20 protein-coding genes are annotated in these 25,637 nt (G+C 60.0%); 12 read left to right on the forward strand and 8 right to left on the reverse strand.

Annotation, left to right across the window (positions count from 1 at the left end; all coding sequences use genetic code 11):
* Positions 1-4: 4 nt before the first annotated feature.
* The 7 genes from MLC70_RS07400 to MLC70_RS07430 all read left to right on the forward strand — a co-directional run bounded on the left by MLC70_RS07400 (position 5) and on the right by MLC70_RS07430 (position 6,871).
* Positions 5-1,654 carry an AMP-binding protein gene (locus MLC70_RS07400; RefSeq protein WP_248182642.1) on the forward strand — a complete coding sequence of 550 codons (1,650 nt, stop codon included), beginning with the start codon at positions 5-7 and terminating at the stop codon, positions 1,652-1,654.
* Positions 1,651-2,067, forward strand: coding sequence for a PaaI family thioesterase (locus MLC70_RS07405; protein ID WP_248182643.1), 417 nt, complete (start codon positions 1,651-1,653; stop codon positions 2,065-2,067). The genes MLC70_RS07400 and MLC70_RS07405 overlap by 4 nt, the downstream gene beginning before the upstream one ends.
* Positions 2,068-2,083: 16 nt before the next feature.
* Positions 2,084-2,860 (forward strand): ABC transporter ATP-binding protein, encoded by a 777-nt coding sequence (locus MLC70_RS07410; protein ID WP_248182744.1) that lies wholly within the window; start codon positions 2,084-2,086, stop codon positions 2,858-2,860.
* Positions 2,857-3,579, forward strand: a complete 723-nt coding sequence (locus MLC70_RS07415; RefSeq protein WP_248182644.1) for an ABC transporter ATP-binding protein — start codon at positions 2,857-2,859, stop codon at positions 3,577-3,579. Before MLC70_RS07410 ends, MLC70_RS07415 begins: the two co-directional genes overlap by 4 nt.
* 89 nt (positions 3,580-3,668) lie before the next feature.
* Positions 3,669-4,883 carry an ABC transporter substrate-binding protein gene (locus MLC70_RS07420; protein ID WP_248182646.1) on the forward strand — a complete coding sequence of 405 codons (1,215 nt, stop codon included), beginning with the start codon at positions 3,669-3,671 and terminating at the stop codon, positions 4,881-4,883.
* Positions 4,884-4,985: 102 nt separating this feature from the next.
* The gene (locus MLC70_RS07425; RefSeq protein ID WP_248182647.1) at positions 4,986-5,873 is read left to right on the forward strand and encodes a branched-chain amino acid ABC transporter permease; all 888 of its coding nucleotides are present in this window, start codon (positions 4,986-4,988) and stop codon (positions 5,871-5,873) included.
* Positions 5,874-5,875: 2 nt separating this feature from the next.
* Complete coding sequence (locus MLC70_RS07430; protein WP_248182649.1) at positions 5,876-6,871, forward strand: branched-chain amino acid ABC transporter permease; 996 nt, start codon at positions 5,876-5,878, stop codon at positions 6,869-6,871.
* A 51-nt stretch (positions 6,872-6,922) separates the two neighbouring features.
* On the opposite strand, the gene MLC70_RS07435 is transcribed toward MLC70_RS07430, so the two are convergent.
* From MLC70_RS07435 to MLC70_RS07460, 6 genes are all read right to left on the reverse strand, one after another.
* Entirely contained in the window at positions 6,923-7,744 is an 822-nt protein-coding gene (locus tag MLC70_RS07435; RefSeq protein ID WP_248182650.1) for an ABC transporter permease subunit, read from the reverse strand.
* Positions 7,737-8,636, reverse strand: coding sequence for an ABC transporter permease subunit (locus MLC70_RS07440; protein WP_248182746.1), 900 nt, complete (start codon positions 8,634-8,636; stop codon positions 7,737-7,739). Before MLC70_RS07440 ends, MLC70_RS07435 begins: the two co-directional genes overlap by 8 nt.
* Positions 8,637-8,670: 34 nt before the next feature.
* Positions 8,671-9,789 (reverse strand): polyamine ABC transporter ATP-binding protein, encoded by a 1,119-nt coding sequence (potA, locus tag MLC70_RS07445; RefSeq protein WP_248182652.1) that lies wholly within the window; start codon positions 9,787-9,789, stop codon positions 8,671-8,673.
* Between the two features lie 3 nt (positions 9,790-9,792).
* Complete coding sequence (locus tag MLC70_RS07450; RefSeq protein ID WP_248182654.1) at positions 9,793-10,899, reverse strand: polyamine ABC transporter substrate-binding protein; 1,107 nt, start codon at positions 10,897-10,899, stop codon at positions 9,793-9,795.
* Positions 10,900-11,126: 227 nt separating this feature from the next.
* Entirely contained in the window at positions 11,127-12,467 is a 1,341-nt protein-coding gene (locus MLC70_RS07455) for a diguanylate cyclase domain-containing protein (protein ID WP_248182655.1), read from the reverse strand.
* 166 nt (positions 12,468-12,633) lie between these two features.
* Positions 12,634-13,953, reverse strand: a complete 1,320-nt coding sequence (locus tag MLC70_RS07460; protein ID WP_248182656.1) for a glycerophosphodiester phosphodiesterase family protein — start codon at positions 13,951-13,953, stop codon at positions 12,634-12,636.
* Positions 13,954-14,203: 250 nt separating this feature from the next.
* On the opposite strand from MLC70_RS07460, the gene MLC70_RS07465 reads away from it, so the two are divergent.
* Positions 14,204-15,568, forward strand: coding sequence for a glutamine synthetase family protein (locus MLC70_RS07465; protein WP_248182657.1), 1,365 nt, complete (start codon positions 14,204-14,206; stop codon positions 15,566-15,568).
* A gap of 7 nt (positions 15,569-15,575) precedes the next feature.
* Here MLC70_RS07465 and MLC70_RS07470 read toward each other — a convergent pair whose 3' ends face one another.
* Positions 15,576-17,093, reverse strand: coding sequence for an aldehyde dehydrogenase (locus tag MLC70_RS07470; RefSeq protein ID WP_248182658.1), 1,518 nt, complete (start codon positions 17,091-17,093; stop codon positions 15,576-15,578).
* Between the two features lie 182 nt (positions 17,094-17,275).
* Between MLC70_RS07470 and MLC70_RS07475 the strand changes: the two genes are divergently transcribed.
* Together MLC70_RS07475 and MLC70_RS07480 are read left to right on the forward strand one after the other, a co-directional pair.
* Positions 17,276-18,559, forward strand: coding sequence for an NAD(P)/FAD-dependent oxidoreductase (locus MLC70_RS07475; protein ID WP_248182659.1), 1,284 nt, complete (start codon positions 17,276-17,278; stop codon positions 18,557-18,559).
* An 85-nt stretch (positions 18,560-18,644) separates the two neighbouring features.
* Positions 18,645-19,505 carry a PA4780 family RIO1-like protein kinase gene (locus MLC70_RS07480; RefSeq protein ID WP_248182661.1) on the forward strand — a complete coding sequence of 287 codons (861 nt, stop codon included), beginning with the start codon at positions 18,645-18,647 and terminating at the stop codon, positions 19,503-19,505.
* A 6-nt stretch (positions 19,506-19,511) separates the two neighbouring features.
* Here the strand turns inward: MLC70_RS07480 and MLC70_RS07485 are convergent, their stop codons facing one another.
* Entirely contained in the window at positions 19,512-21,137 is a 1,626-nt protein-coding gene (locus tag MLC70_RS07485; RefSeq protein WP_248182662.1) for a phytoene desaturase family protein, read from the reverse strand.
* Between the two features lie 297 nt (positions 21,138-21,434).
* Here MLC70_RS07485 and MLC70_RS07490 point away from each other — a divergent pair, with 297 nt between their 5' ends.
* Together MLC70_RS07490 and MLC70_RS07495 are read left to right on the forward strand one after the other, a co-directional pair.
* The gene (locus MLC70_RS07490) at positions 21,435-22,502 is read left to right on the forward strand and encodes an efflux RND transporter periplasmic adaptor subunit (RefSeq protein WP_248182663.1); all 1,068 of its coding nucleotides are present in this window, start codon (positions 21,435-21,437) and stop codon (positions 22,500-22,502) included.
* Positions 22,499-25,615 (forward strand): efflux RND transporter permease subunit, encoded by a 3,117-nt coding sequence (locus MLC70_RS07495; RefSeq protein ID WP_248182664.1) that lies wholly within the window; start codon positions 22,499-22,501, stop codon positions 25,613-25,615. The genes MLC70_RS07490 and MLC70_RS07495 overlap by 4 nt, the downstream gene beginning before the upstream one ends.
* The last annotated feature ends 22 nt before the right edge of the window (positions 25,616-25,637 follow it).

The raw sequence follows: 25,637 nt of genomic DNA on the forward strand, positions 1-25,637 counted from the left end.
GGTCATGAGCCTCCCGGAATACGCAACGGTTTACAGCAATTTCGACGCTGCCGCTCTGGAAGCGGAAATCCTGGACGGAAGCCTGGAATCCGGGCTCAACGTGTGCCACGAAATCTGCGACAAATGGGCGGATGATCCCCAGCGGGTTGCGCTCTACTACGAGAAAGACGGCGGTGGCGACGGTGTTCTCACCTTTGCCGAGCTGAAAGCCCGATCTGCCCGCTTTGCCAGCTACCTCAAGTCCCGCGGCATCGGAAAAGGTGATCGGGTTGCGGGCCTGCTGCCCCGCAGTCCGGAGCTGCTGGTGGTCATTGCCGGCGCACTGCGTGCCGGCGCTGTGTATCAGCCACTGTTCACGGCATTCGGTTCCGGTGCCATTGAATACCGTCTGGAGCGTGCCGGCACCAAACTGGTGGTGACCGATCCGGTAAATTACCCGAAGCTGACGGACGTGCAGAACTGCCCTCCGGTTATCTGTACCAGCGCAGCCGAAGCGGCCCCGGACATTCCGGATTTCGCCGCAACCCTGGCGGAGCAGCCAGCGGAGTTCGAACCGGTGATGATCAAAGGCACCGATCCGTTCCTGCAGATGTTTACCTCCGGCACGGTGGGCAAGGCCAAGGGTGTTGCCGTGCCTGCCCGGGCGCTGATGGCGTTCTACGTCTACATGAGATTCGCCATCGACCTGCGGGATAACGACACATACTGGAACGTGGCGGACCCGGGCTGGGCCTACGGTCTCTACTACGCTGTTGTCGGCCCGCTGATGATGGGGCATGCCACCCATTTCAACCCGGGCGCGTTCACGCCCGAGTCTACGTACGACATGATCCGCAAATACAAGATCACCAACCTTGCCGCGGCGCCCACCGCCTATCGGCTGTTGAAAGCCAATGATCAGGTGTTGCCCGAAGGGGAAAACCTCGGCCTGCGGGTGGCCAGCAGCGCCGGTGAGCCGCTGAATCCGGAAGTGGTCAACTGGATCAGGAACCGGCATTTCTGCCCGGTCAAAGATCATTACGGCCAGACCGAGACCGGCATGACCTGTTGCAACTTCCATGGTCTGGAGCACCCGGTGCGCCAGGGCTCCATGGGGTACTCGTCGCCGGGCCACAAGGTGGTGGCGCTGAACGAGAAAAACGAGGAAGTGGGTGAGGGCGAGATCGGTCAACTGGCGGTCGATGTGAACGCCTCCCCGCTGTTCCACTTCGATGGCTACACCTGGGGTGAAAAAGACCCGTTTGTAAAAGGCTATTACCTCACCGGGGATATGGTGATCTGCCACGGTGACGGCAGCTTCTCCTTCAGCGGGCGGGATGACGACATCATTACCACCGCCGGTTATCGGGTCGGCCCCGCGGATGTGGAAAGCACGCTGCTGGAGCATGCCGCGGTGGCCGAGTCCGGTGTGGTTGCCAAACCCGATGAGAAGCGCGGGTCGATCATCAAGGCGTACGTTGTCATCAAAGCGGGGCAGGAGCCGGCCGATGATCAGGCGCTGAAAGACGAGCTTCAGGAACTGGTGCGGCGCAGATTGTCCACCCACGCCTACCCCCGGGAAATCGAGTTTGTCGACGAGTTGCCCAAGACGCCCAGCGGCAAGATTCAGCGCTTCGTTTTGCGCAACCTTGCCAGGGATGAAACCGACGCATGAGGATCACATTCGAGGAGTTGAAGGCCTTTCTGGATCAGCAGTTTCCCCAGGGAGCCGCCTACGGCACTCTGCAAAAGCTTGGAGACGGCTGGGCGGAAATGAAACTGGATGTGGACGACGGCCACTTGCGCCCTGGTGGCACCGTTGCCGGCCCGGCCATGATGGGGCTCGCGGACCTGACGCTCTACGCGGCGCTGTTGAGCAGAATTGGTCTGGTGCCCTTGGCGGTGACCACCAACCTCAACATCAACTTTCTGCGCAAGCCGGCAGCCCACAGCCCGATCTGGGCCCGGGCCACCATGTTGAAAGTGGGGCGCACTATGGGCGTGGGTGAGGTGTTTGTTTATTCCGAGGGCATTGAGGAGCCCGTGGCCCACTCCACCATGACTTATTCCATTCCGCCGGAGCGCTAGTCTGATGCAAGACACGATGAGTGACCAGTTCGTTCTCGAAACCCGCGGCCTAGTCAAAGAGTTCAAGGGTTTCGTCGCCGTAAACGACGTGAATCTCAAAATTCAGCGTGGCCACATTCATGCCTTGATCGGGCCTAACGGCGCGGGCAAGACCACCGTTTTCAACCTGCTGACCAAATTCCTCCCTCCGACCCGTGGCAAGATCCTGTTCAACGGTAAAGACATCACCTCACTCAAATCTGCCGCCATCGCACGCAGGGGCATTGTTCGCTCCTTTCAGATTTCCGCCGTTTTTCCCCACATGACGGCGCTTGAGAATATTCGCGTGGCCCTGCAGAGCTTCGAGGGCAACAGCTTTCAGTTCTGGAAATCCGGTGCCAGCCTCAACAAGCTCAATGAACGCTGTATGGAGCTGCTGGACAGCGTCGGCCTTGCCGATTTTGCCGACACAATCACCGTGGAATTGGCTTACGGGCGCAAGCGGGCTCTGGAGCTTGCCACCACGCTGGCGATGGAGCCGGAACTGATGCTGCTGGATGAGCCCACCCAGGGCATGGGCAGCGAAGACGTGGATCAGGTGGTGGAGCTGGTACGCAAGGCGGCGGAAGGTCGCACGGTACTGATGGTGGAACACAACCTGAGCGTGGTCAGCAAGCTGTGCGACCTGATCACCGTGCTGGCGCAGGGGGCTGTCCTGACCGAAGGCGATTACCAGCAAGTCTCCGACGATCCACGAGTGCGTGAGGTCTACATGGGTGGCACCGCGACCACAAAACAGGAGACAGCGGAATGAGCCAGGCTTCCCGCAGGGACTATGAGCAGCTTCGCATCTCGGGGTTGCATGCATTCTACGGCGAATCTCACATACTCCATGGCATCGACATGGAAGTTAAACGAGGAGAGTTGGTTACCCTGCTGGGCCGCAACGGAGCCGGCCGTAGCACAACGCTGAAAGCCATCATGAACATGGTGGGTCGCCGCACCGGGTCGATCATGATCAACGGGGAGGAGACCATGTCCTGCGCGCCTCACCACATTGCGAGGCTGGGCGTGGGGTATTGCCCCGAACACCGGGGCATTTTTTCCGGCCTGAATGTGATGGAAAACCTCACGCTGCCGCCGGTGGTGAGAAGCGGTGGCATGGGGCTGGAGGAGATTTTTTCTATGTTCCCGAACCTCTACGAGCGCCGCACCAGTCAGGGCTCCAAGCTCTCAGGCGGCGAGCAGCAGATGTTGGCCATGGCGCGGATCCTGAGAACCGGCGCCAACATGTTGCTTCTGGATGAGATTACCGAGGGCCTGGCACCGGTCATCGTGGAGAAGCTTGGCGAGGTACTGGTCAAGCTTAAAAGCAAGGGCCTGACCATTGTCCTGGTGGAACAGAATTTTCATTTCGCCGCACCCCTGGCAGACCGTCACTACGTGATGGAGCACGGCCAGATTGTGGAGGAGATCAGCGCCGAACAGCTTGAGAGCAAGCAATCGACGCTGGACAAGTACCTGGGGGTTTAACCCCGGGCTCAGAAAGAAACGAGTGCAACAGATGTAAAAAAGCAACAAGAACGAATCCTGAACATCAACAGAACGACAGTAGCGGAGACATGACAATGACAAAAAAGCTTCTGACATCTGCCATCGCATCGGCCTTGCTTGTGGGCGGTGCCCAGGCTGAAATATCCGATAACACCGTCAAGATCGGTTATCTGGCGGACATGTCCGGGACATACCGGGACATCGCCGGTCCTACCGGCCAGATCGCACTCGAGATGGCTATTGAGGATTTCGGAGGTAAAGTTAACGGCGCGAACATTGAGGTGCTCAGCGCCGACGATCGCAACAACCCGGACTCGTCGTCCAGCACGGTTCGACGCTGGCTGGAGGATGACAAGGTCGACATGGTGGCGGGACTGGTTGCCTCATCGGTCACAATTGCGGTCACCAAACTTCTGGATGGCAGTAACGCGCTCGGCCTGGTTTCGGGTTCTGCGGCATCCAGTATCAGTAACGAACATTGCACGCCAAACCACATACATTATGTGTATGACACCTACCCGCTGGCCAATGGAACCGCCAAGGCGGTTGTGCAGGAGGGCGGAAAAAGCTGGTATATCCTGACGGCTGACTACGCCTTCGGCCACGCATTGGAGGGCGATGTTACCCGGGTGGTCGAAGAGAACGGTGGGGAGGTTATCGGCACCAGCCGTCATCCGTTCCCGACATCGGATTTCTCGTCCTATATCCTGCAAGCTCAATCCTCTGGGGCTGATGTGGTTGCGCTTGCGAATGCCGGTGCCGACACCACGAATGCAATTACCACTGCCGGCGAGTTCGGCGTTACGCAAAGCGGCCAGACCATTGCGGCCTTGCTGTTGTTCCTGACCGATGTACATGCGCTTGGCGCGCGGACTGCTCAGGGTATCCAGCTCACCACAGGATGGTATTGGGATATGAATGAGGAAGCCCGCGCCTGGTCCGATCGTTACATGGAGAGGGCTGGCGTTCGCCCTACCATGGTTCATGCCGGGATCTACTCCAGCGCTATCCAGTATCTGACTGCCGTTCAGGAAACCGGCTCCGATAGCGCCGATGTTGTCCGCAAACGCATGGTGGACACGCCAATCAATGACATGTTTGCAAGCAATGGCAGGATCCGTGAGGACGGTCGAATGGTGCATGATATGTACCTTGCCGAGGTAAAAACTCCGGAAGAATCAGAAAACGAGTGGGACCTGTACAAGATTCTTCGCACTATTCCGGCCGATGAGGCGTTCCGCCCCTTGTCCGAGAGCAAGTGCAAACTCGTGTCCGGTAACTGAGGCACTGACTGAAGGGTCGCCTCGCAGTCCCGGCGAGGCGACCCCTGACCTGCAGAAACGCAAACCGCTGCTCGTGGCTGCGCTGCTTTTGGAGTTTGTAACATGACCGAGATTCTTGGAATCCCCACGGCCGTGCTGTCTGGCCAGTTACTGCTCGGGATCATCAACGGCTCGTTCTACGCGCTTTTGAGCCTTGGGCTGGCGGTGATCTTCGGCCTGCTCAAGATTATCAATTTTGCCCATGGCGCCATGTACATGCTGGGCGCCATGGTCACTGTCATCATGTTCGATGTCATGGGCGTTAATTATTGGGTGGCGCTGTTCGTCGCTCCCCTGATCGTTGGTTGCTTCGGTATGGCCATCGAGTATTTCTTGCTGCGGCGAATCGGCGGTCAGGATCACATATACAGCCTGTTGCTGACCTTTGGTGTGGCTCTGATGATCCAGGGCATCCTCACCAACATCTACGGCGTGTCCGGCATGCGCTACGCCATGCCGGAAGTGTTCAGAGGCGGGTTCCGGCTGGATTTCATGTACCTTCCCTATTACCGGGCCTGGGTCATCTGTGTTGCCCTTGTGGTCTGTTTCGGTACCTGGTTTGTCATCGAGAAAACCAAACTGGGTGCGTATCTGCGGGCAGGTACCGAGGATTCACAGCTGATGCAGGGCTTCGGTATCAACGTTCCGTTGCTGATCAGTCTCACCTACGGTTTCGGTGTCATGCTGGCCGCCTTTGCCGGCGTACTGGCTGCGCCTATCTACTCGGTTAACCCTGTGATGGGTTCCAACATTCTCATCGTGGTGTTCGCCGTGGTGGTGATTGGCGGCATGGGCTCGATTGCCGGTGCCATCATCAGCGGGCTGCTGATGGGTGTCATCGAGGGTCTGACCAAAGTGGTGTACCCGGAATTCTCCTCTGCAGTGATCTTTCTGGTCATGGTGATTGTACTGCTGATTCGCCCTTCGGGCCTGTTCGGGAAGGAGGCGTAATCATGAGCAATTCCAAGAACCAGACTGAACTTCAGAAAACCATGCTGGGTCAGCTCAAGGCCAACCAACGCAAAAAAATGATCCTTAATCTGGTGGTGCTGGCGTTGCTGATATTCGCCCCTGCGGTGATTTACGCCACCTTCCTGATGAAGATCCTGTGTTTTGCCCTGTTTGCGGTCGCCTTTAACCTGCTGCTCGGGTTCACCGGCCTGTTGTCCTTCGGCCATGCAGCCTTCCTGGCTGCCGGTGGCTATACCACCGGTTACCTGCTGTCGAGCTATTCAGGGCTTACCACGGAAATGGGCATCATCGCCGGTACAGCGGCAGCCACCGTGCTGGGGTTCCTGTTTGCCATCGTGGCGATTCGCAGGCAGGGCATCTACTTTGCGATGATCACCCTGGCGTTGGCGCAGTTGCTGTACTTCGTGTTTGTTCAGGCGCCGTTCACCGGCGGTGAGGATGGGTTGCACGGGGTACCCCGTGGCCACCTGTTCGGCCTCATCGATCTGGAGAACAACGTTGCCATGTACTACTTTGTGCTGGCCGTGTTCCTTGGCGGTTACCTGCTGGTCCGGCGCATCGTGAATTCGCCCTATGGCCAGGTGCTTAACGCCATCAAGCAGAACGAGCCCCGCGCCGTGTCGCTGGGGTACAACGTTGACCGCTACAAGATCATCGCGTTCGTGATCTCCGCAGGCCTTGCGGGCCTGGCCGGCTCCATGAAAACCGTGGTCTTCCAACTGGCTTCCCTGAACGACGCCCACTGGCATATGTCCGGCGAGGTCATCCTGATGACCCTCCTCGGCGGAACCGGCACCCTGCTGGGGCCGGTGGTCGGTGCCACCTTTGTGGTGAATCTTGAGTATCAGCTGTCCCAGGGGCCGCTGGGAGACTGGGTAGATCCGATTCTGGGCGCGATTTTCGTGATCACCGTGATTGCTTTCCGGTCTGGCATCGTGGGTGAGGTGCAGAAATTTGTGAAAAAGAATCTCGGTTGATGCGATTTGCCACGTAGAGATTGGCAGCCGACTGGCTGCCAGTTTCAATGCTCAGCTCCCTGACATTTGTCGTTTTTCCCTGCGGCGCATCAGATACCACGCAATAAACGCGATCAGCGATACCGCCAGAATGATCAGTGCCGCCAGTGCGTTGATTTTGGGTGACACCCCCATGCGTACCGACGAGAACACCACCATCGGCAGCGTGGTGGCGCCGGGGCCAGACACGAAGCTGGCAATCACCAGGTCATCCAGTGACAGGGTGAACGCCAGCAGCCAGCCGGATACCAGCGCCGGCGCAATGACCGGCAGGGTGATCACAAAGAACGTTTTCAGGGGTGTGCAGCCCAGATCCATGGCCGCTTCCTCAATCGAGCGGTCCACCTCGCGCAGACGAGCACTGACCACCACCGCCACATAGGCACTGCAGAAGGTGGTGTGAGCAATCCAGATGGTGGCCATGCCCCGGTCTGCCGGCCAGCCAATGGTTTGTGCCATCTGCACGAACAACAACAGCAGCGACAGCCCGGTAATCACCTCCGGCATCACCAGCGGCGCGGTGATCATGCTGGAGAGCAACGTGCGCCCGGGCATACGCTGGAAGCGGGCCATCACGAACGCACACAGGGTACCCAGGCACACCGCCATGCTGGCGGAGTAGAAGGCAATCTGCAGGCTCATCCACACCGCTGAGAGAATCTGCTGGTCGCGGAACAGTTCGCCGTACCAGTGGGTGGAAAACCCGGCCCACACCGACACCAGCCGCGAGGCGTTGAACGAATAAACGATCAACACCAGCATCGGCAGATACAGGAACAACAGCCCCAGCACCAGCATCACTTTGGAAAAACTGAAGGTCCGTGACTTAACCATGTTTTTCCATCTCCCGGGCCTGGAAACGGTGGAACAGGATGATCGGTACCAACAACAGCGCCAGCATGACAATGGCGAGCGACGAGGCCACCGGCCAGTCACGGTTATTGAAGAATTCTTCCCACAGCACCTTGCCGATCATCAGCGTATCGGGCCCGCCCAGCAGTTCCGGGATCACGAACTCGCCCACCGCCGGGATGAACACCAGCATGGAACCGGCGATGATGCCTGCCTTGGACAGCGGCAGGGTGATCGCCCAGAACGTGGTCAGGCTGCGACAGCCCAGATCGGAGGCCGCTTCCAGAAGGCGCACGTCCAGCTTGACCAGGTTGGTGTAGATGGGCAACACCATGAAGGGCAGGTAGGCGTAGGCAATGCCCAGCACCACCGCAAAGTTGGTGTTGAGCATTTTGAGCGGCTCGCTGATCACCCCCAGCCACAACAGCAGATTATTCAGCAGCCCCTGGTTGCCGAGGATGCCCATCCACGCGTACACGCGGATCAGGAACGAGGTCCACGACGGCAGCATCACCATCAACAGCAGCACCAGCTGCATGCGGGCCGAGGCCCGGGCCATGGCATACGCCATCGGGTAGCCAATCAGCAAACACACCAGGGTGGCGATAAACGCGATCTTGACCGAGCCCCAGTATGCTGCGATGTACAGGCTGTCGGACAGCAGGAAGAGATAATTGCTGAAGTTCACCACCACCGACACAGTGTTGTCGACGAAAGAGAACACCGGCTGGTAGGGCGGAATGGCCATCACCGCCGAGGAGAAGCTGATCTTTAATACCAGCGCAAACGGCAGCAGGAAGAACAGCAACAGCCACAGGAACGGTATACCGAACACCACGCGCCGGTGGAACAGCAGGGCACGCACCCGCTCCATGAATGGAGTGGACATCAGCTTGTTGATCACGGCGTCAGTTCCACAGCAGGATAGGGCTGGAGGCTTCCCAGGACACAAACACTGTGTCGCCCCAGGTCGGCCGTTCACCGCGGCGCTCCACGTTGGCCATGGTGGCCTGCACCCGTTGACCGCTGGCCAGTTTGACGTAGTAGGAGGTGATATCGCCCAGGTAGGCGATGTTATCCACCGTGCCCTGGCTCCAGTTGGTGTCGCCCTCGGGCTTGTCGGAGGTGAGGTAGATCTTCTCCGGTCGCAGGGCCACCAGCGTGCTGGTGGTTTCGGCGGGCGTGGTCACACCCCGGTCGATGAACACCGGTGCATCCAGTGCGTTACTGGTCAGCGTGATGCTGTCCGCTTCGTCTTCCCGGATGTGCGCCTCGAAGATATTGACTGAGCCAATGAACTCCGCCGTCATGCGGCTGTTCGGGCTTTCGTAGATATCGATTGGCGATCCCACCTGGGCAATACGGCCCTGGGCCATGATGGCGATGCGACTGGCCATGGTCATGGCCTCTTCCTGATCGTGGGTGACCATCAGGCAGGTGGCGCCCACCTGCTCCAGAATCTCCACCAGCTCCAACTGCATCTCGGTGCGCAGTTTTTTGTCCAGCGCGCCCATGGGCTCGTCCAGCAACAGCAATTTCGGGCGCTTGGCCAGGGATCGGGCCAGTGCCACGCGCTGCTGCTGGCCACCGGACAACTGCTGGGGCTTGCGCCGGGCAAAGGACTCCATCTTGACCAGTTTCAGCATGGCTTCGACCCGGTCGCGAATCTCGCTTTTGGGGAGTTTGTCCTGCTTTAGCCCCATGGCAATGTTCTGCTCCACCGTCATGTGGGGGAACAGTGCGTAGGACTGGAACATCATGTTGGTGGGTCGCAGGTACGGGGGCAGGGCGGTAATGTCCTGGCCGTCCAGTACCACACGCCCGGCGTTGGGCGCCTCAAAGCCTGCCAGCATGCGCAGCAACGTGGATTTACCGGAGCCGGAACCACCCAGCAGGGCGAAAATCTCGCCCTTGTGGATGTCCAGGCTCACATTGTCCACGGCCAGCGTGCCGTCAAAGCTCTTGGAAATGCCCTGAATGCTGAGTAACACCTCCGCTTGCGCGGAGGTGTTGTGGCCGTTATCCACCCCTTAACGACCCGACTTGACGTTGGTCCAGGTGCGGGTCATCAGGCGCTGAACGTCCTGGGGCCGACCTTCCATGATGTACAGCTTCTTCATCACCTCATCGGTGGGGTAGATGCTGGTGTCGCTGAGGATCTCCGGATCCACAAACTCGTTGGCGGGCTTGTTGGGGTTGGCGTACCAGACATAGTTGGTCACGTCCGCGATGATGTCCGGGCGCATCAGGAAGTTCATCAGCTTGTGGGCGTTTTCCACGTTCGGCGCACCGGCCGGAATGGTCATCATGTCAAACCACAGCACCGCACCTTCCTTCGGAATGGTGTAGCGGATTACGTTGCCATTTTCCGCTTCTTCAGCGCGGGCAGCGGCCTGCAGGATGTCGCCGGAATAACCGGCGGCCACGCACAGGTCGCCGTTGGCCAGATCACCAATGTAGCGGGACGAGTGGAAGTAGGTAATGTTCGGGCGAATGGCCTTGATCACCTCACCGCCTTTCTTGATGTCGTCGGCGTTGACGCTGTTCGGGTCCAGGCCAATGTAGGCCATGGCCGCGCGCACCATTTCTTCGCCGGAATCCAGCATGGCGATGCCGCAGCCGCCGGCGGCCAGCTTGCCGGTCACTTCCGGATCGAAGACCAGGGCCCAGGAATCGGTCGGCGCGTCGTCACCCAGAACCTCCTGAATCCGGCCTTCGTTGTAGCCGTAGCCGTTGGTGCCCCACAGGTAAGGCAGGGAAAACTGGCTGCCCGGGTCGACTTTTTCCAGGTCGTCCATCAGGTCCGGGTTCAGGTTAGCCATGTTGGGCAGTTTGGTGGGGTCCAGTTTCTCGAACGCCTGAGCCGAAATCTGCTTGGCCACATAGTGGTTCGAGGGCACCACCAGGTCATAACCGGAGCGCCCGGAGAGCAGAGCCGCTTCCAGTATCTCGTTACTGTCGTAAACGTCGTAGATTACCTTGATGCCGGTTTCCGCGGTGAATTTCTCCAGCGTGTCTTCGGCAATGTAATCGGACCAGTTGTACACACGCACTTCTTCCGCCGCGACGGCAGAAGACGCACCCAGTGACACAGCAATAGCGGCGGCGAGCGCCTTAGGCTTACACAACTTCAACATCGGTGTTGTCCCTCACTGAAAAGGGATGGATACAAAGCGTGCAGGACGCACGCGGTGTTGTGCAGGTCTGCTGAGGGTGGCCGCAGTGCGGCTCCTTTGAGGCTTGTCCTGGAAACGGCGGTGAAGAACAGAGAGAACCCACCGTATTCGCGCGATATGTATCACGAGAATGCCCTGTGCGCTACACAAATTTCAGGGCAGGAGGTCGGGGGTTGTGCGTAGTCGCCCTAAACGACCGCCCTCGCCGCTGCCTGGTAAAAACACGTCTGGTTGGGCCCGGACTGTTTGGCCCTGTACATGGCCTGATCCGCGGCTTCCAGCAGGGCCACCGGAGTGTCAGCGTCTCCGGGATAGAACGACACCCCAATGCTGACGGAGATATGAACCGGGCGCGGTCCCGTGCGGAAGGGCAGGGCGAGCGCATCGAAAATCAGGCGGGCAACGTGGGAGACATCGCTCTGATGTCGGGCACCCGTGAGAATCATGGTGAATTCATCGCCCCCCAGCCGGGCGACGGTGTCGTCCTCTCGCACACAGCCGGACAGCCGTCCCGCCACGTCACAGAGCACGCGGTCACCCGCTTCATGGCCGAGCGAGTCGTTGACGTCCTTGAAGCCATCAAGATCCATAAAAAGCACCGCGAGCGGCAGGCCGCTGCGCTTCGCGTGTTTGACCTCCTGTTCCAGCCGGTCCAGAAACAGCCGTCGGTTGGGCAGGCCGGTCAGCAGGTCATGATGGGCGTTGTGCCAGATTTTCTCTTCCGCCAGGGCCTGTTCGGTAATGTCGCGGAACATGCATACGGTGGCCTCCGTGTTGCCATCATCGTCCAGCACGGGCGCCAGCAGGTACTCGAATCGTTCACCCTGGCCAGACGCAAACGTGTGGACCAGTTTGCCGCGATAGGTGGACTTGCCAGAAGTCACTTTCTGTAGCCGGCGCTGGAACTGTGCGGCGAATGAAAAGCCGAGGTCGAAGACAGATTTTCCGATGATGGTCCCGGGCTCCAGGGCCAAAAGATCGGTGGTGGCGTCGTTGGCATAAATGAATGTGCCCTCTGCATTCAGCACACAGATCGGATCAGGTGATGCCACCAGCACGGCACCGAACAACCGGGTTTCCATCTCTTTTGCGGTGGTGTAATGCTCCAGTGATTCGGCAACGGCCTGATCTATGGCTTCATGAAAGCGGGTGAGGCCCTCAAGCTGTTGGCCTGCAACGGTCGGATATGCTCTGGTCCAGTGTGCCACTACGCTCGCGCGCAGGGCTCGAAACTCGGAAACGGTCTCCATCACACTGAAACCGCTGGTGTGCCGGTCTCCACCATGCACCTCGGCCCAGGTCTCCGTTTCTTTAACAGGGCCTTGACCTTTTGATTTGGCGGCCTGTTCACGCTCACTCTGATGTGAATCGAGATCGTCAGCAACCTCCAGGAGCATCAGCCTGGCGTGGTCCCGCAGCCCGGATTTGTCCATCCGTCTGGCATGGAGGATGGTTCTGGCGAACGCCTCCCAGTCCTGAAGGATCGGTTCAATGTGTGCCCGGATAAATTCTGCTAACCGTATTTCCATCTCCGCGGCCCTCCTGTGCCGGAGAAACGCCCAGGACGGGGTTCGTTTTTGAGATCCACCGGTGACTCCTCACGAATCATTTCTGACATGCGTGTTGGTCAGAGTCACACAGTGGTAACTGCGGTGTCGGTGCGCTGCCGCACCGAGCGGCGAGGGTGATCGTCGGTCAGCGACCCCGACCGGCAAGCCCCATGCAGTTGGCGTAGAAGGTGGTGGTTGCCGGCCAGTCCGAGAAAATGCCGATAACACCGACTTCACGGGCCAGTACATCAATCACCGTGTAAACATCACCGTCGTTGTTGATGGCGTCGGTGATGGTCTGGTGGTACCAGCCACCTCCGGCGGCCAGCGGGCCGCTGCGCTCAACTGTCCAGGCAATCAGATCCAGGCCTGCGGCTGAGGCGTTCCTGGCGTACTCCGAGGCAACGATTTCCTGGTGACTGTTCAGGGTCAGCATTTTCCACAGCGCCGGTGCCAGCACCTTCACCCCACGGGCAGAGAGATTTTCCATCCATGCCAGAGATGCGTTCTCCGGCGTCAGCGGCGCCTGGTCCAGAAACACTGCCTGCGCGCCAAAACGGGGGGTCTCGTTGACCCAGAACAGCACGTCATCGAGCAGAAATGACTGGGGCCAGACGTCCCGGGGATTCACGCCGGCATCGATGTAGTCCTGGATCATCTGGCGGGCGTAATCCTGCTGGCTGTAATCTCCCTCAAAGGGCATCTCCACGACTGGCCTTTTCAGCTCCGGGGTGAACTTCACGCCCAGCGCCTTGAACAACTCGATGCTCTCCCGGTGGGTCAGCAAGGTGCCGCGGCTGCTGTACAGCTCGGTGCGCCAGTCGGCGATGCCCCTGAGGTAGTCCTCGGGCGTGGTGGCCATCGGGTTGAAGGCATCCATCTTGCCCTCCAGAGATTTGAACTCCTCAAGCGTGAGATCGCTGGTGCGGCATTCGGCCTGTGCTTCGGTCCCGGTGTCCGGATCCGCCGGCACAAATGGCTGGGTGCATTTGGCATTCAGCTCGGGGATGGCGACGATATTGGTGGTGGTGTGAAGATCGTTCTGGGCGTGGCGGCAGACCAGTTCCCGGTCTTTGGTAAAGGCCACGTCGCACTCAAGAATGCCCGCGCCCATTTGCGCTGCCGCCACGTAGGACTCAAGGGTGTGCTCGGGAAACTGCAACGGCGCCCCACGGTGACCAATGGAGAAATCCGTGGGTTTGAAATTCTTGCCCTGGCAGGACTGCAGGGTCTCCTTCAATGGGCCCTCGTCCATGTCGTTCACCAGCCAAAGAGGCCTGGGTCCCAGATGGACCTGGCGCTTGCCCCGGTGAGGTTTGCCGTCTAAGTTTGGCCACTTGTTCTGCCAGTCCTCCAGGCCCGGTGGCGCCCAGTTCTCGCCCTTGCCGTGCCCGCCTGGGGCAGCCCCGGCGGCGGAGAAGATCGCGGCCAGCAGTGCCAGTGTCAGTAACGCGTGTAATTTCATAACAAGCTCCCTATGCGATGAAGTGTACTGCATGCTCACTATCAGAGCAGGGCGTTACGTTGCCGTGACCGTTTGGTGACGAGAGGCCCCGACCGGGTAACGGTTTGGTAGGCGGAAACCCTGCCGTTGCCGGCGCTTGTGGTATATCCCTATCTTGCAAATTGCCCTGGAAAACAGGATAAAGAAGCGTTGAACACCCCTGTGCCGGCTCCTCGCCACAGGCCTGTTTGAGTTGTGGAAGGCTTTTCTTATGGGTTCTGGTTTTGCGAGCGCCGACGCGTTCCTTCAGGCGCACCCCGAACTGCAGTTTGTTGACCTGCTGATTCCGGATATGAATGGCATTGTTCGGGGCAAACGGGTGGACCCGTCGGCGCTGGCCAAGGTGTTCGAGCGGGGCGTGGCCATGCCGGCGTCGATCTTTGCGCTCAATATTCAGGGCACCACGGTTGAGGAAACCGGGTTGGGTCTGGACATCGGCGAGGCCGATCGCGTGTGCCTGCCGATCGCCGACACCCTCACCATGGAACCCTGGCAGAAGCGACCCACTGCCCAGTTACTGCTCACCATGTACGAGCTGGACCGGGATACGCCGTTTTTTGCGGACCCGCGCGTGGTGCTGCAGAACATCGTCAGGCGATTTACAGATCTGGGGCTGACCCCGGTGGCCGCCTTTGAGCTTGAGTTTTACCTGATTGATCAGGAAAACCTGGCCGGTCGCCCCCAGCCGCCGAAGTCGCCTATTTCCGGTAAACGCCCGGCGGGTACCCAGGCTTATTCCATTGACGATCTGGACGAATACGCGGAATTCCTGGCGGATGTTCTGGATGCCGCTCACGAACAGGAGCTGCCGGCCGACGCCCTGGTGGCGGAATCCGCGCCTGGTCAGTTCGAGGTGAATCTGCATTACGTGGATGATGCCGTTCAGGCCTGCGACCACGCCACCCTGCTCAAGCGTTTGATCAAGAATATGGCGTACGACCACGAAATGGACACCACGTTCATGGCCAAGCCTTACCACAACCAGGCCGGTAGCGGCATGCACTTGCATGTGAGCCTGGTCGACGGGGACGGTCGCAACGTGTTCGCCGGGGATGCGGAGCAGCCCAATGACATGCTGCGTTGGGCCATCGGCGGGCTGGTGGCCACCATGAACGACGCCATGGCGCTGTTTTGCCCGAACATCAATTCGTACCGCCGTTTCAGCCCGGAATACTACGTGCCCAGTGCCGCCACTTGGGGCGTGGACAACCGCACGGCATCCTTACGCCTGCCAGGCGGCGATCCGGAGGCTCTGCGTATCGAGCATCGGGTAGCGGGCGCCGATGCCAACCCCTATCTGTTGATGGCCGCTGTACTGGCGGGTATGCACTACGGCATTACCAACCGGATTGAGCCGCCGCCGGTCACCGTGGGTAATGCCCACGAGCAGCACGAAGCCACGTTGGTGAACAACCTGCGGGATGCCTTGCGGGAGCTGGGGCAGTCGCCCGTGATGGCCGAGTATCTCGGTAGTCCGTTCCTGGATGTATTCGTGGCCTGTAAGGAACACGAACTGAACGAGTTCGAGATGACTATCTCGGATCTTGAATACCTCTGGTACCTGCACACCGTGTAAGTATCGGCTACTCAATGAGCAGCCAGGTGGCCTTGAGCTCGGTGTACTTGTCGAAGGCGTGCAGGGACTTGTCACGGCCGTTGCCCGATTGCTTGAAGCCACCGAACGGGGCGGTCATGTCGCCACCGTCGTAATGGTTGATCCACACGCTGCCGGCGCGCAGTGCCTTGGCCACCTTGTGGGCGGTGTTGATATTTGACGTCCACACCGCGGCTGCCAGGCCATAGATGGAATCGTTGGCGATGGCCACGGCTTCCTCGGCGGTGTCGAATCCGATCACCGACAGCACCGGTCCAAATATTTCCTCGGAGGCGATGCGCATGCCGTTGCTGACGCCGTCAAACACCGTTGGCTGAACAAACAGGCCACCGGTGTTCTGCATCACCCGCTGGCCGCCTTCCACCAGCGTGGCGCCCTCAGTCTGGCCGATGCCGATGTACTCGATGATGCGATCCAGCTGGGCCTGATCGACGATGGCGCCACAGGTCGTGCCCGGATCCAGGGGATGGCCGGGTCGCCAGGTGGTCAGGGCCTCACGGATCAGACCGATGAACTCGGCGCGAATGCTGTTTTCCACCAGCAACCGGCTGCCTGCGGTGCAGACCTCTCCCTGGTTGAAAGCGATGGCACTGGCGGCTTCAGCGGCGGCTTTTTTCAGGTCCGGGGCATCGGCGAAAACAATGTTCGGGCTTTTGCCGCCGGCTTCCAGCCACACCCGCTTCATGTTGGACTGGCCGGCGTAGATCATCAGCTGTTTGGCCACGTTGGTGGAGCCGGTGAACACCAGGCAGTCCACGTCCATGTGCAGGGCCAGCGCCTTGCCCACGGTGTGGCCAAAGCCCGGCAGCACGTTGAATACCCCGGCGGGGATACCGGCCTCGTGAGCCAGTGCCGCGAGTCGAATAGCGCTGAGCGGCGACTTTTCCGAGGGCTTGAGGACCACCGAATTACCTGTGGCCAGGGCCGGGGCAATCTTCCACGCGGCCATGATCATCGGGAAATTCCATGGCACGATAGCGGCAACCACGCCGATGGGTTCGCGGGAAATCATGCCGATCTGGTCATGGGGGGTAGCAGCGAGTTCGCCGTACACCTTGTCGATGGCTTCCGCGGTCCAGCGGATGGCCCGTGCGGTGGCCGGCACATCCACCGTGCGGGCGTGGGCAATGGGCTTGCCCATGTCCAGGGTTTCCAGCAGGGCCAGTTCGTCGCCGTGGGCGTCGATCAGGTCGGCGAAACGCTGCAGCACAGCCTTGCGTTGGGTCGGGGCCAACCGGCTCCACACGCCGCTGTCGAAGGCCTCTCTGGCGGCAGCAACGGCAAGGTCGGCATCGGCCTGATTGCAGCTGGCCACCCGGGTCAGTTCGCGGCCGTCCAGCGGGCTGATGCACGGGAAGGTTTCGCCTCCGCTCGCTGGTTGGTAATCACCGTTGAGATAGGCGCGATTCTCGAACGCAAGCTGGTTTGCCAGGGCTTGCCACCCGGCCAGGTCGGCGGGGGAGGCGGAAGGGTTGGTCTGGGTCATGGCTGCCTCGCAGGCAAGGGAATTGAGCCATCATAGCAGCACTTGCGGGGCCAATCCCGGTCTCTGATATAGGTAGAAGAACGTGTCTTCCCGAATGTTCGGGCCTGGCATAAACTGGCGTCGGCGGCCGCTGTTTCCGGCCGCCTCACGAACCTCTCCTGATCCTCTATGGCGCCATCCAAATGACCCAGCATCCACCGGTTCCGTCCTACTATGCCGCCTCGGCGAATCGGGCACCGATACGCCCGGCCCTGCAGGGCAGCATTGAGGCCGACGTCTGTGTGGTAGGTGCCGGTTACACCGGCTTGTCGACCGCACTGTTTCTGGCAGAGGCAGGTTTCCGGGTAGTCGTGCTGGAGGCGGTGACGGTAGGCTGGGGTGCGTCTGGGCGCAATGGCGGTCAGATCGTCAACAGTTTCAGCCGGGACCTGGATACCATCGAACGCCAGTCCGCCCCGGATCACCTGCGCTTGCTGGCAGAGATGGCCTTTGAAGGCAGCCGGATCATCCGGCAGCGGGTGAAGGATTACGGCATTCGCTGTGATCTGAAAGAAGGCGGTATTTTTGCTGCACTGAATTCGCGCCAGCTGGGGCACCTCGAATCCCAGCAGGCGCTGTGGCGTCGGTTCGGCTATGACAAGCTTGAGCTGCTGGATCGGAAAGCCATCCGCGACCGTATCGGCACCGATCGCTATGAAGGGGGTGCCATTGACCATACGGGCGGGCATATCCACCCCCTGAATCTGGCGTTGGGCGAGGCGGCTGCGCTGGAATCCCGGGGTGGTGTCATTCATGAGCATTCGGAAGTGATCAGGATTATCCCTGGCGAGCCGGCCAGGGTGAAAACCCGGGACGGTGAGGTCAGGGCACAGTTCGTGGTGCTGGCGGGCAATGCCTACCTGGGCGGGCTGGTGCCGGAACTGGGGGCCAAATCCATGCCCTGCGGTTCGCAGATCATCGCGACCGCGCCACTGGACGACGATCTCGCTAATCGGCTGCTCCCCGCAGACAACTGTGTGGAGGACTGCAACTATTTGCTCGACTACTATCGTCTCTCTGGCGACAGGCGACTGATCTACGGCGGCGGTGTGGTGTACGGCGCCCGCGACCCGGCCAACGTCGAGCGGCTGGTGCGCCCCAACATGCTGAAAACGTTCCCGGAGCTCGGCCGTGTCAAGATCGACTACGCCTGGACCGGTAATTTCCTGCTGACGCTGTCACGCCTGCCGCAAATGGGTCGTCTGAACGACAACGTCTTCTACTCCCAGGGCTGCTCCGGCCATGGCGTGACCTTCACCCACGTAGCGGGCAAAACTCTGGCGTTGGCCATTCAGGGCCAGGCCGAGCGCTTCGATGCCTTCGCCAGCCTGCCCCATTACCCGTTCCCCGGCGGGCGGGCATTGCGGGTGCCGTTTACCGCGATTGGCGCATGGTATTACGCGCTGCGGGACCGGCTCGGGGTGTGAGTGGGCAACGGGCGGACCTGCTGTCGGCATTGTGAAGCGGGAATGCTATGATCACCGCAATCTATGGTGTGTCTAAGCGAGTGTTATGAAAGTACCGAAGCGATTACAGCCCCTTGTCGATGATGGCATGGTGGACGAAGTGCTCTACCAGTTGATGAGTGGCAAGGAAGCGCAGGTGTACGTTGTGCGTTGTGGCGATATCCTGAGGTGCGCCAAGGTGTTCAAGGAGGCGCAGAAGCGCAGCTTCAAACAGGCTGTGGAATATCAGGAAGGCCGCAAGGTGCGCAACAGTCGGCGGGCACGGGCCATGAGCAAGAAAACCCGCTACGGCCAGAAGGAGCAGGAAGACGCCTGGCTCAATGCCGAAGTCGACGCGCTATACCGGTTGGCGTCGGCGGGCGTGAGGGTGCCGGAGCCCCTGGGGTTTGTAGACGGCGTGCTGCTGATGGAGTTGGTGGCGGACGAAGAAGGCAAGGCGGCACCGCGACTGGACGACGTGACCCTGTTGCCGGAGCAGGCCCGAGATTATCACGCCCAGATTGTTGCTGAGGTGGTCCGCATGCTGTCCGCCGGACTTATCCACGGCGATCTGTCGGAATTCAATGTGCTGGTGGATCGCAACGGCCCGGTGATCATCGATCTGCCACAGGCGGTGAATGCCGCCGGCAATAACAACGCGGAGCGCATGCTGGAGCGAGACGTTGATAACATGCGCCGCTACTTTGGGCGCTTTGCGCCGGAACTGCTCAAGACCGATTACGGCAAGGAAATCTGGGCGCTCTATGAGGCCGGCCGGTTGCACCCGGACAGCAAACTGACGGGGCGCTTCGAGCACAGTGACGTAGCGGCAAACGTCGATGAACTGATGGAAATCATCGACGCCGCCAAAGAGGAAGAGTGGGAGCGCCAGGAGCGCCGCCGTGACGCTGAAGAAGGCGACGAGTAACCGGGGTCAGCCCACGAACATCTTCTTTGCCAACGGCAATCCCTTGAGGCCACTGACCGCAACGGTGGCCAGCAGCCCACCGATCATCGCCCCGGCTACGCCACAGGTCATCACGTCCTGGCCCGTCAGGTACAGGCCGGGAATTCGGGTTTTGGGCTTTAGCCAGTCCTGCTCGAAGCGGCTCGGGGTGTGGTTCAGGCCGTAAATCTCGCCTTTGCTGTAACGGCAGAAATAGTCGGTGGACAGCGGCGTAGACAGCTCGTAATAATCCACCTTGCCTTCCAGGTGCGGGAACTTCTCGTAAAGCTTGGCCAGCAGTCGCTGCGCGTAAGCTTCTTTCAGCGCTTCGTAATCTTCGCCCCGCTTGCCCCAGGTTTTGTCCGCCCAGCTTTCATACCATTCGTAAGGCCCCGGAGCGACAATCTCAATCGTTGCCCGACCCGGATAGCGCTCGGCAAAGCTCGGGTCTTTGGCAGACGGAAAGGAGATGTAGGTCAGCGGAATGTCGGTATCTTCCGGCTTCACCATGAAATCGCTGACGTGCTTCTCGTAGTCGGGGCCCGGGTAGATCCAGTAATTGGTCTTCGGCAGTTTGAGGTTCTCAGCGGTATCCTGCAGCCCGATATACAGGCAGTTGCTGGCCATGGAGCGTTCCACAGTGGTCAGCTTTTGCTGGTAATAGTCCCGGTGTGGCGCGGAGTCCGGCAACAATTTGTTGAAGGTGTTGAACACGCCGGCATTGCTGATCACCAGCGGGGCGCGGACTTCTTCGCCGTCCGCCATGCGCACGCCGACCGCCTTGCCTTTCTCGATCAGGATTCCGGTGACGTCGGCGTAGGTAAACACCTCGCCGCCGCTCTGCTGGACCACCGGAATGATGGTCTTGGCCATCTCCGAAGCCCCTCCGATGGGGTAATACCCGCCGTAAAGGTAATGGCGTGCGATCAGGGCGTGGATGATAAAGCTGGATTCCGCCGGTGGCAGGCCGTTGTCACCCCATTGGCCGGTCAGCACGGCGATCAGGTCCTGATTGCTGGTCAGCCCCTCCAGCACCTCACGGGTGGGGCGGTTGAGGAATGACGGCGCGGCCCGGTTCACCAGCTTGCGCAGGGGGCCAGCGGCCAGATCCGGCAGCACCTTTCCGATGACCAGTCCCGGCATCGCCTTGGCCACCTTTTTAAGATAGATCAGATAGGTGTCGATGGCCTGCTCTTCATTCGGAAAGGCTTTGAGCAGTTCTGCTTTGAACTGATCAGGGCCGGCCACAAGATCCACATGGCGATCGCCGATGAAAATCCGGTCGAAGTGACTGTCCATCGGAGCCCATTTCAGTTGCCCGTCGGTGATGTGGTCGAACAGTCGCTTGGTCAGGGTGTGGTCTGCCCCCACATCGCCGATGTAGTGCACGCCCACGTCCCATTCATAGCCATTGCGGTCATAGCTATGGGTGAAGCCGCCGGCGGTGTAATGCTGCTCGAACACCGCTACTTTTTTGCCCAGCTTGCTCATGCAGGCGGCGGTGGTTAGCCCGCCAATGCCGGAGCCGATCACAACAGCGTCGTAAGGGCCGTCGAGGCGATTGGCGCGGTAGCGACGGCCGACACGGATGGTACTGGGTTTGGGGCTGCTCATAGTGTGCGGTCCTTGTGGTGTTGTGCGTAATCGGCGAGGGCGCCGTCCCTGAAATCGATTGACGACCGAGTTTGTAACGGAAACGTGGTCAGCTGTTAAGGGGTTGGCTATGATTTATATCAACACAGTACACCCATTTCTGTCCCGCCCATTAAATCAGGGAAGTATTTGATGTCCAGATTTCTGTATTTGCGCCCGCTTGTCCAATCAAAGCCACCTGTTTTTCTACTCACTCTCGCCGCCCTTGCTTTATTTACGGGGTGCTCGGAATCCACTGAGCCGCCGCAGGCGGCCCCGGTGTCTGTGTCGGTGGTGGTGCTGGAGAACGCCGAGGTGAGGCCCTCGCGGGAGTTTGTCGCCAGAACCGCGGCGTCGGCTAAAGCGGATGTATCCGCCCGCATCGAGGCGGAAATCCGGGAGATCCAGTTCAAGGAAGGCTCCCGGGTCGAGCAGGGGCAGCTACTGGTTCGCCTCGAGAACACCAACGCTGGGGCCGATCTCAGGCAGGCCGAGGCGGAACTGACCGCCTCCCGGGCTGAGCTGCAGTCGGCCAGCACCAACCTCCAGCGAGGCCAGGACGTGGCAGGCAAAGGCTACCTGTCGGCGTCCGATCTGGACAAATTAAAGGACCGTTTCAGCGCGGCACAGGGGCGGTTGCAGGCAGCCGAAGCAGCCGTGGAAAAGGCGGCCAACAATCTGGGTTACACCGAAATAAAAGCGCCCTTTGACGGCTGGATCGGCAAGTCGAATTTTGATGTGGGGGCAGTTGTCAGCCCCGCCAGTGGCGCCATTGCTGAAATTCTTGTTACCGACCCCATCTACGTGGAATTTCAGCTCAACGAGGCAGATTACGTGGCATTTCGCCGGGCCGGACGTGAGCAAGCCGAGACGATCGTCAATAACCTGTCTCTGTATCTCACCCTGCCGGATGGTAAGCGCTACGACCAGGGCGGTACGCTGGACTTCGCGGATGTCCGCACCGACGCCAGTACCGGTACTGTTGCAATGAGAGCCGTGTTCCCCAATTCCAATGCGGTGCTGCTGCCCGGATTGTATGTGACTCTGCACGTGGAAGGGCAGGCGGGTGAGGCGCGCATCCTGGTGCCACAGGTGGCGGTGCAGGAAACCATTGAAGGCAAGTTCGTGCTGGTGGTGGACGACCAGCAAAAGGTGGCCCAGCGGTTCTTCACAGCAGGGCCCCGCCGCGGTGCCATGGTGGTGGCCGAGACCGGGCTGGAGGCTGGCGAGCAGGTGATAGTGGAAGGTTTGCAGAAAGTCCGCGCCGGGGTTGCCGTCAACCCTGTATCAAAGCGGATTGATCCGGACACCGGTGCCCTCACCGCTGCAGGCGAGGTTAGCCAATGATCAGCAGCGTCTTCATTCGGCGGCCGAAATTCGCGTTTGTTATTTCCATCCTGATTACCCTGGCCGGACTGCTGGCCCTTCGGGGGCTGCCTGTCAACATGTACCCCGATATGGCTCCGCCTCAGGTTCAGGTGTCCGCAACCCTGCCCGGCGCCAGTTCACAGGTGGTGGAGGAAGCGGTCATTCGCCCGATTGAGCAGCAGCTCAACGGGGTAGAGGGGATGATCTACATCGAATCAACGGCATCCAGTGATGGTGCGGCCAAGATCACCCTGACGTTTGAAAGCGGTACCGATACCGACATTGCACAGGTCAATGTGCAAAACCGCGTTGCCCTGGCCGAGCCGTTCCTGCCGGACGAGGTGAGACGACAGGGGGTGGTGGTCAGCAAACAGGCCGGCAACATGTTGATGGGTATCAACCTGACCTCTGACAGACCAGACCTGGACGGCGTTTTCCTCAGCAATTACGCCTCCAACAACCTGGTGGAAGCTCTGGGCCGCGTGCCGGGTGTGGGCTCGGCGGAAGTGATGGGCGCCAAGGATTACAGCATGCGGATCTGGCTGGATCCCCAGCGCATGTCATCCCTCGACATCACCGTTGCCGAAGTGGCTGCAGCGCTCAGAGAGCAGAACCAGATCGTAGCGGCTGGCAAGCTGGGACAATCGCCGGTGCCGGCGGGGCAGCAATTCGTTTACAGCATCCAGAGCCGCGAGCGCTTATCCGACCCGGACGAGTTCGCCCAGACCATTCTCCGCGCCAGATCCGATGGTGGGTTTGTCCGGTTGCGGGATGTCGGGCGGATCGAGCTCGGGTCCCGGTCGTACGCCTCCACCGCCCGGCTCAATAATCGGGACACGGCGTTTCTGGTGATCTACCAGCTGCCGAATGCCAACGCCCTTGAGGTGGCAGAGCGGGTGAAAAAGGTGGTGGCGGATGCTGAGCCGGGTTTTCCCGACGGTGTTGGTTATAGCATTCTCTACGACACCACCGAATTTATCAGCCGCTCCATTGACGAGGTAATCGTCACCCTGTTTCAGGCCATTGCCCTGGTGATCCTGGTGGTGTTCCTGTTTCTGCAGAACTGGCGTGCCACGCTGATCCCCAGCATCGCCATTCCGGTATCGCTGATCGGTACCTTCGCGGTGATGGCGGTGCTGGGCTATTCCATCAACACCATCACCCTGTTCGGCCTGGTGCTTGCCATCGGTATTGTGGTGGACGATGCCATCGTGGTGATCGAGAACGTAGAGCGAATCCTGCAGGAAGAGCAACTGCCCATTCGCGACGCGGTGGCCAAGGCCATGGCGGAGGTCTCCGGCCCGGTGATCGCCACCACATTGGTGTTGCTGGCGGTGTTCGTGCCGGTGGGGTTCATGCCGGGTATCACCGGTGAGCTGTACAAGCAGTTCTCCGTCACCATCTCGGTGGCTGTCGTCATTTCCTCGATCAACGCGCTCACCCTGAGTCCGGCCCTGTGCGTTGCCTTGCTGGGGCGTGGCGGAAACCAGCCGGTTCGCTGGTTAAGGCCGTTCGAACGTATGATCGTCAGCGGAACCAACGGTTACGACGGTGTGGTGAGCCGGCTGTTGCGCAAAGGCGCGCTGGTGGCGGTGGGATTGGTGGCGGTTCTGGTCGCCAGTGCCGGGTTGTTCAAGGCCGTGCCCACAGCGTTTGTGCCACCGGAGGATCAGGGTTTCCTGTTTGTGGATGTGCAGTTGCCGGACGCCGCCGCGCTGGAGCGAACCGACGTGGTGCTGAAGAAAGTGACAGACATGGTACTGGAAGATCCGGCAGTGACCGATTTCATTACCGTATCGGGCTTCTCGTTGCTGGGTGGGACCAATTCCAACAACGGTCTGGGCATTATCATGCTGAAAGACTGGGAGGAGCGTGAAGATCCGGCCCTGGGACTGCAGCAGGTGATCCCGCGGCTGTCATCCAGGCTCTGGACCGTTCCGGAGGCCCAGGTGATGGTGTTCAATGCGCCGCCCATTCCCGGGCTGGGTACGTCTTCGGGATTCGATTTCCGCCTTCAGGATAATCTGGGCCGGGATGTGGCCGAGCTCTCGCAGGTTATGAACGGCCTGATCTACGAGGCCAACCAGCAGGAGGCGCTGACCCGGGTCTACAGCACCTACCGCGCCAACATCCCCCAGTATCTGTTGCAGGTGGATCGCAACAAAGCCAAGGCGCTCGGTATTCAGCTATCGGATATTTTCTCCACGCTGCAAACGCAACTGGGCTCGCTGTACGTCAACGATTTCACCCGCTTTGGTAAGAACTACCGGGTGTTGCTGCAGGCGGAAGGGAGTTTCCGCCAAAAGCCGGAGGACCTGTCCTATTACCAGGTGCGCAATCAACAGGGTGACATGGTGCCGCTGACCACTCTGGCATCGCTGGAGCCGGTGCTCGGTCCGTCCAGCATCCAGCATTTCAATCTCAAGCGATCGGTCACGATATCGGGGGAGGCGGCCCCGGGCTTCGCCAGTGGCGATGCGTTGACCACCATGGCCACCCTGGCAGAGAAATTGCCACAGGGTTATGAGTTCAGCTGGGCAGGGCAGAGCCTGCAGGAAATACAGGCGGGCAGTCTCGCCACCGTGATCTTCCTGTTGGCCATTGTGTTTGTGTACCTGTTTCTCGTGGCCCAGTACGAGAGCTGGACGTTGCCGCTGGCGGTCATCGGGGCGGTACCCCTTGCGATGTTCGGTGCTATGGGCGGGCTCTGGTTACTGGGGCTGGCCAATAACGTCTACGCCCAGGTGGGGTTGGTGCTGTTGGTCGGGCTATCGACCAAAACTGCCATTCTGATCGTGGAATTTGCCATGCAGCTGAGGCAGTCCGGGATGAGCACTGTTGAAGCGGCGCAAAAGGCGGCGGTGTTGAGGTTCCGGGCGGTGTTGATGACGGCGCTGTCGTTCGTGCTTGGCGTGTTGCCACTGGTCTTCGCCAGCGGTGCCGGTGCGGCCAGCCGGGTCAGCCTGGGTGTCACAGTACTGAGTGGTATGGTGGCGGCGACCATTCTTGGTACGCTGCTGGTACCCGTCTTCTACAAGTGGATTCAGTCGGTACGCGACAGAGTCAGTGTGGAAGGGGCAGTAAAGCGGTGATGACCAACCCGGCAGGCCAGAG

This window comes from Marinobacter goseongensis (assembly GCF_023156235.1).
Taxonomy (GTDB): Bacteria; Pseudomonadota; Gammaproteobacteria; order Pseudomonadales; family Oleiphilaceae; genus Marinobacter; species Marinobacter goseongensis.

What these genes read in the sequence shown, in the direction of transcription:
- MLC70_RS07400 (WP_248182642.1), top strand. Translation starts at nt 5, where the DNA reads ATGAGCCTCCCGGAATACGCAACGGTTTACAGCAATTTCGACGCTGCC.
- MLC70_RS07405 (WP_248182643.1), top strand. Translation starts at nt 1,651, where the DNA reads ATGAGGATCACATTCGAGGAGTTGAAGGCCTTTCTGGATCAGCAGTTT.
- MLC70_RS07410 (WP_248182744.1), top strand. Translation starts at nt 2,084, where the DNA reads ATGAGTGACCAGTTCGTTCTCGAAACCCGCGGCCTAGTCAAAGAGTTC.
- MLC70_RS07415 (WP_248182644.1), top strand. Translation starts at nt 2,857, where the DNA reads ATGAGCCAGGCTTCCCGCAGGGACTATGAGCAGCTTCGCATCTCGGGG.
- MLC70_RS07420 (WP_248182646.1), top strand. Translation starts at nt 3,669, where the DNA reads ATGACAATGACAAAAAAGCTTCTGACATCTGCCATCGCATCGGCCTTG.
- MLC70_RS07425 (WP_248182647.1), top strand. Translation starts at nt 4,986, where the DNA reads ATGACCGAGATTCTTGGAATCCCCACGGCCGTGCTGTCTGGCCAGTTA.
- MLC70_RS07430 (WP_248182649.1), top strand. Translation starts at nt 5,876, where the DNA reads ATGAGCAATTCCAAGAACCAGACTGAACTTCAGAAAACCATGCTGGGT.
- MLC70_RS07435 (WP_248182650.1), bottom strand. Translation starts at nt 7,744, where the DNA reads ATGGTTAAGTCACGGACCTTCAGTTTTTCCAAAGTGATGCTGGTGCTG.
- MLC70_RS07440 (WP_248182746.1), bottom strand. Translation starts at nt 8,636, where the DNA reads ATGGAGCGGGTGCGTGCCCTGCTGTTCCACCGGCGCGTGGTGTTCGGT.
- MLC70_RS07450 (WP_248182654.1), bottom strand. Translation starts at nt 10,899, where the DNA reads ATGTTGAAGTTGTGTAAGCCTAAGGCGCTCGCCGCCGCTATTGCTGTG.
- MLC70_RS07455 (WP_248182655.1), bottom strand. Translation starts at nt 12,467, where the DNA reads ATGGAAATACGGTTAGCAGAATTTATCCGGGCACACATTGAACCGATC.
- MLC70_RS07460 (WP_248182656.1), bottom strand. Translation starts at nt 13,953, where the DNA reads ATGAAATTACACGCGTTACTGACACTGGCACTGCTGGCCGCGATCTTC.
- MLC70_RS07465 (WP_248182657.1), top strand. Translation starts at nt 14,204, where the DNA reads ATGGGTTCTGGTTTTGCGAGCGCCGACGCGTTCCTTCAGGCGCACCCC.
- MLC70_RS07470 (WP_248182658.1), bottom strand. Translation starts at nt 17,093, where the DNA reads ATGACCCAGACCAACCCTTCCGCCTCCCCCGCCGACCTGGCCGGGTGG.
- MLC70_RS07475 (WP_248182659.1), top strand. Translation starts at nt 17,276, where the DNA reads ATGACCCAGCATCCACCGGTTCCGTCCTACTATGCCGCCTCGGCGAAT.
- MLC70_RS07480 (WP_248182661.1), top strand. Translation starts at nt 18,645, where the DNA reads ATGAAAGTACCGAAGCGATTACAGCCCCTTGTCGATGATGGCATGGTG.
- MLC70_RS07485 (WP_248182662.1), bottom strand. Translation starts at nt 21,137, where the DNA reads ATGAGCAGCCCCAAACCCAGTACCATCCGTGTCGGCCGTCGCTACCGC.
- MLC70_RS07495 (WP_248182664.1), top strand. Translation starts at nt 22,499, where the DNA reads ATGATCAGCAGCGTCTTCATTCGGCGGCCGAAATTCGCGTTTGTTATT.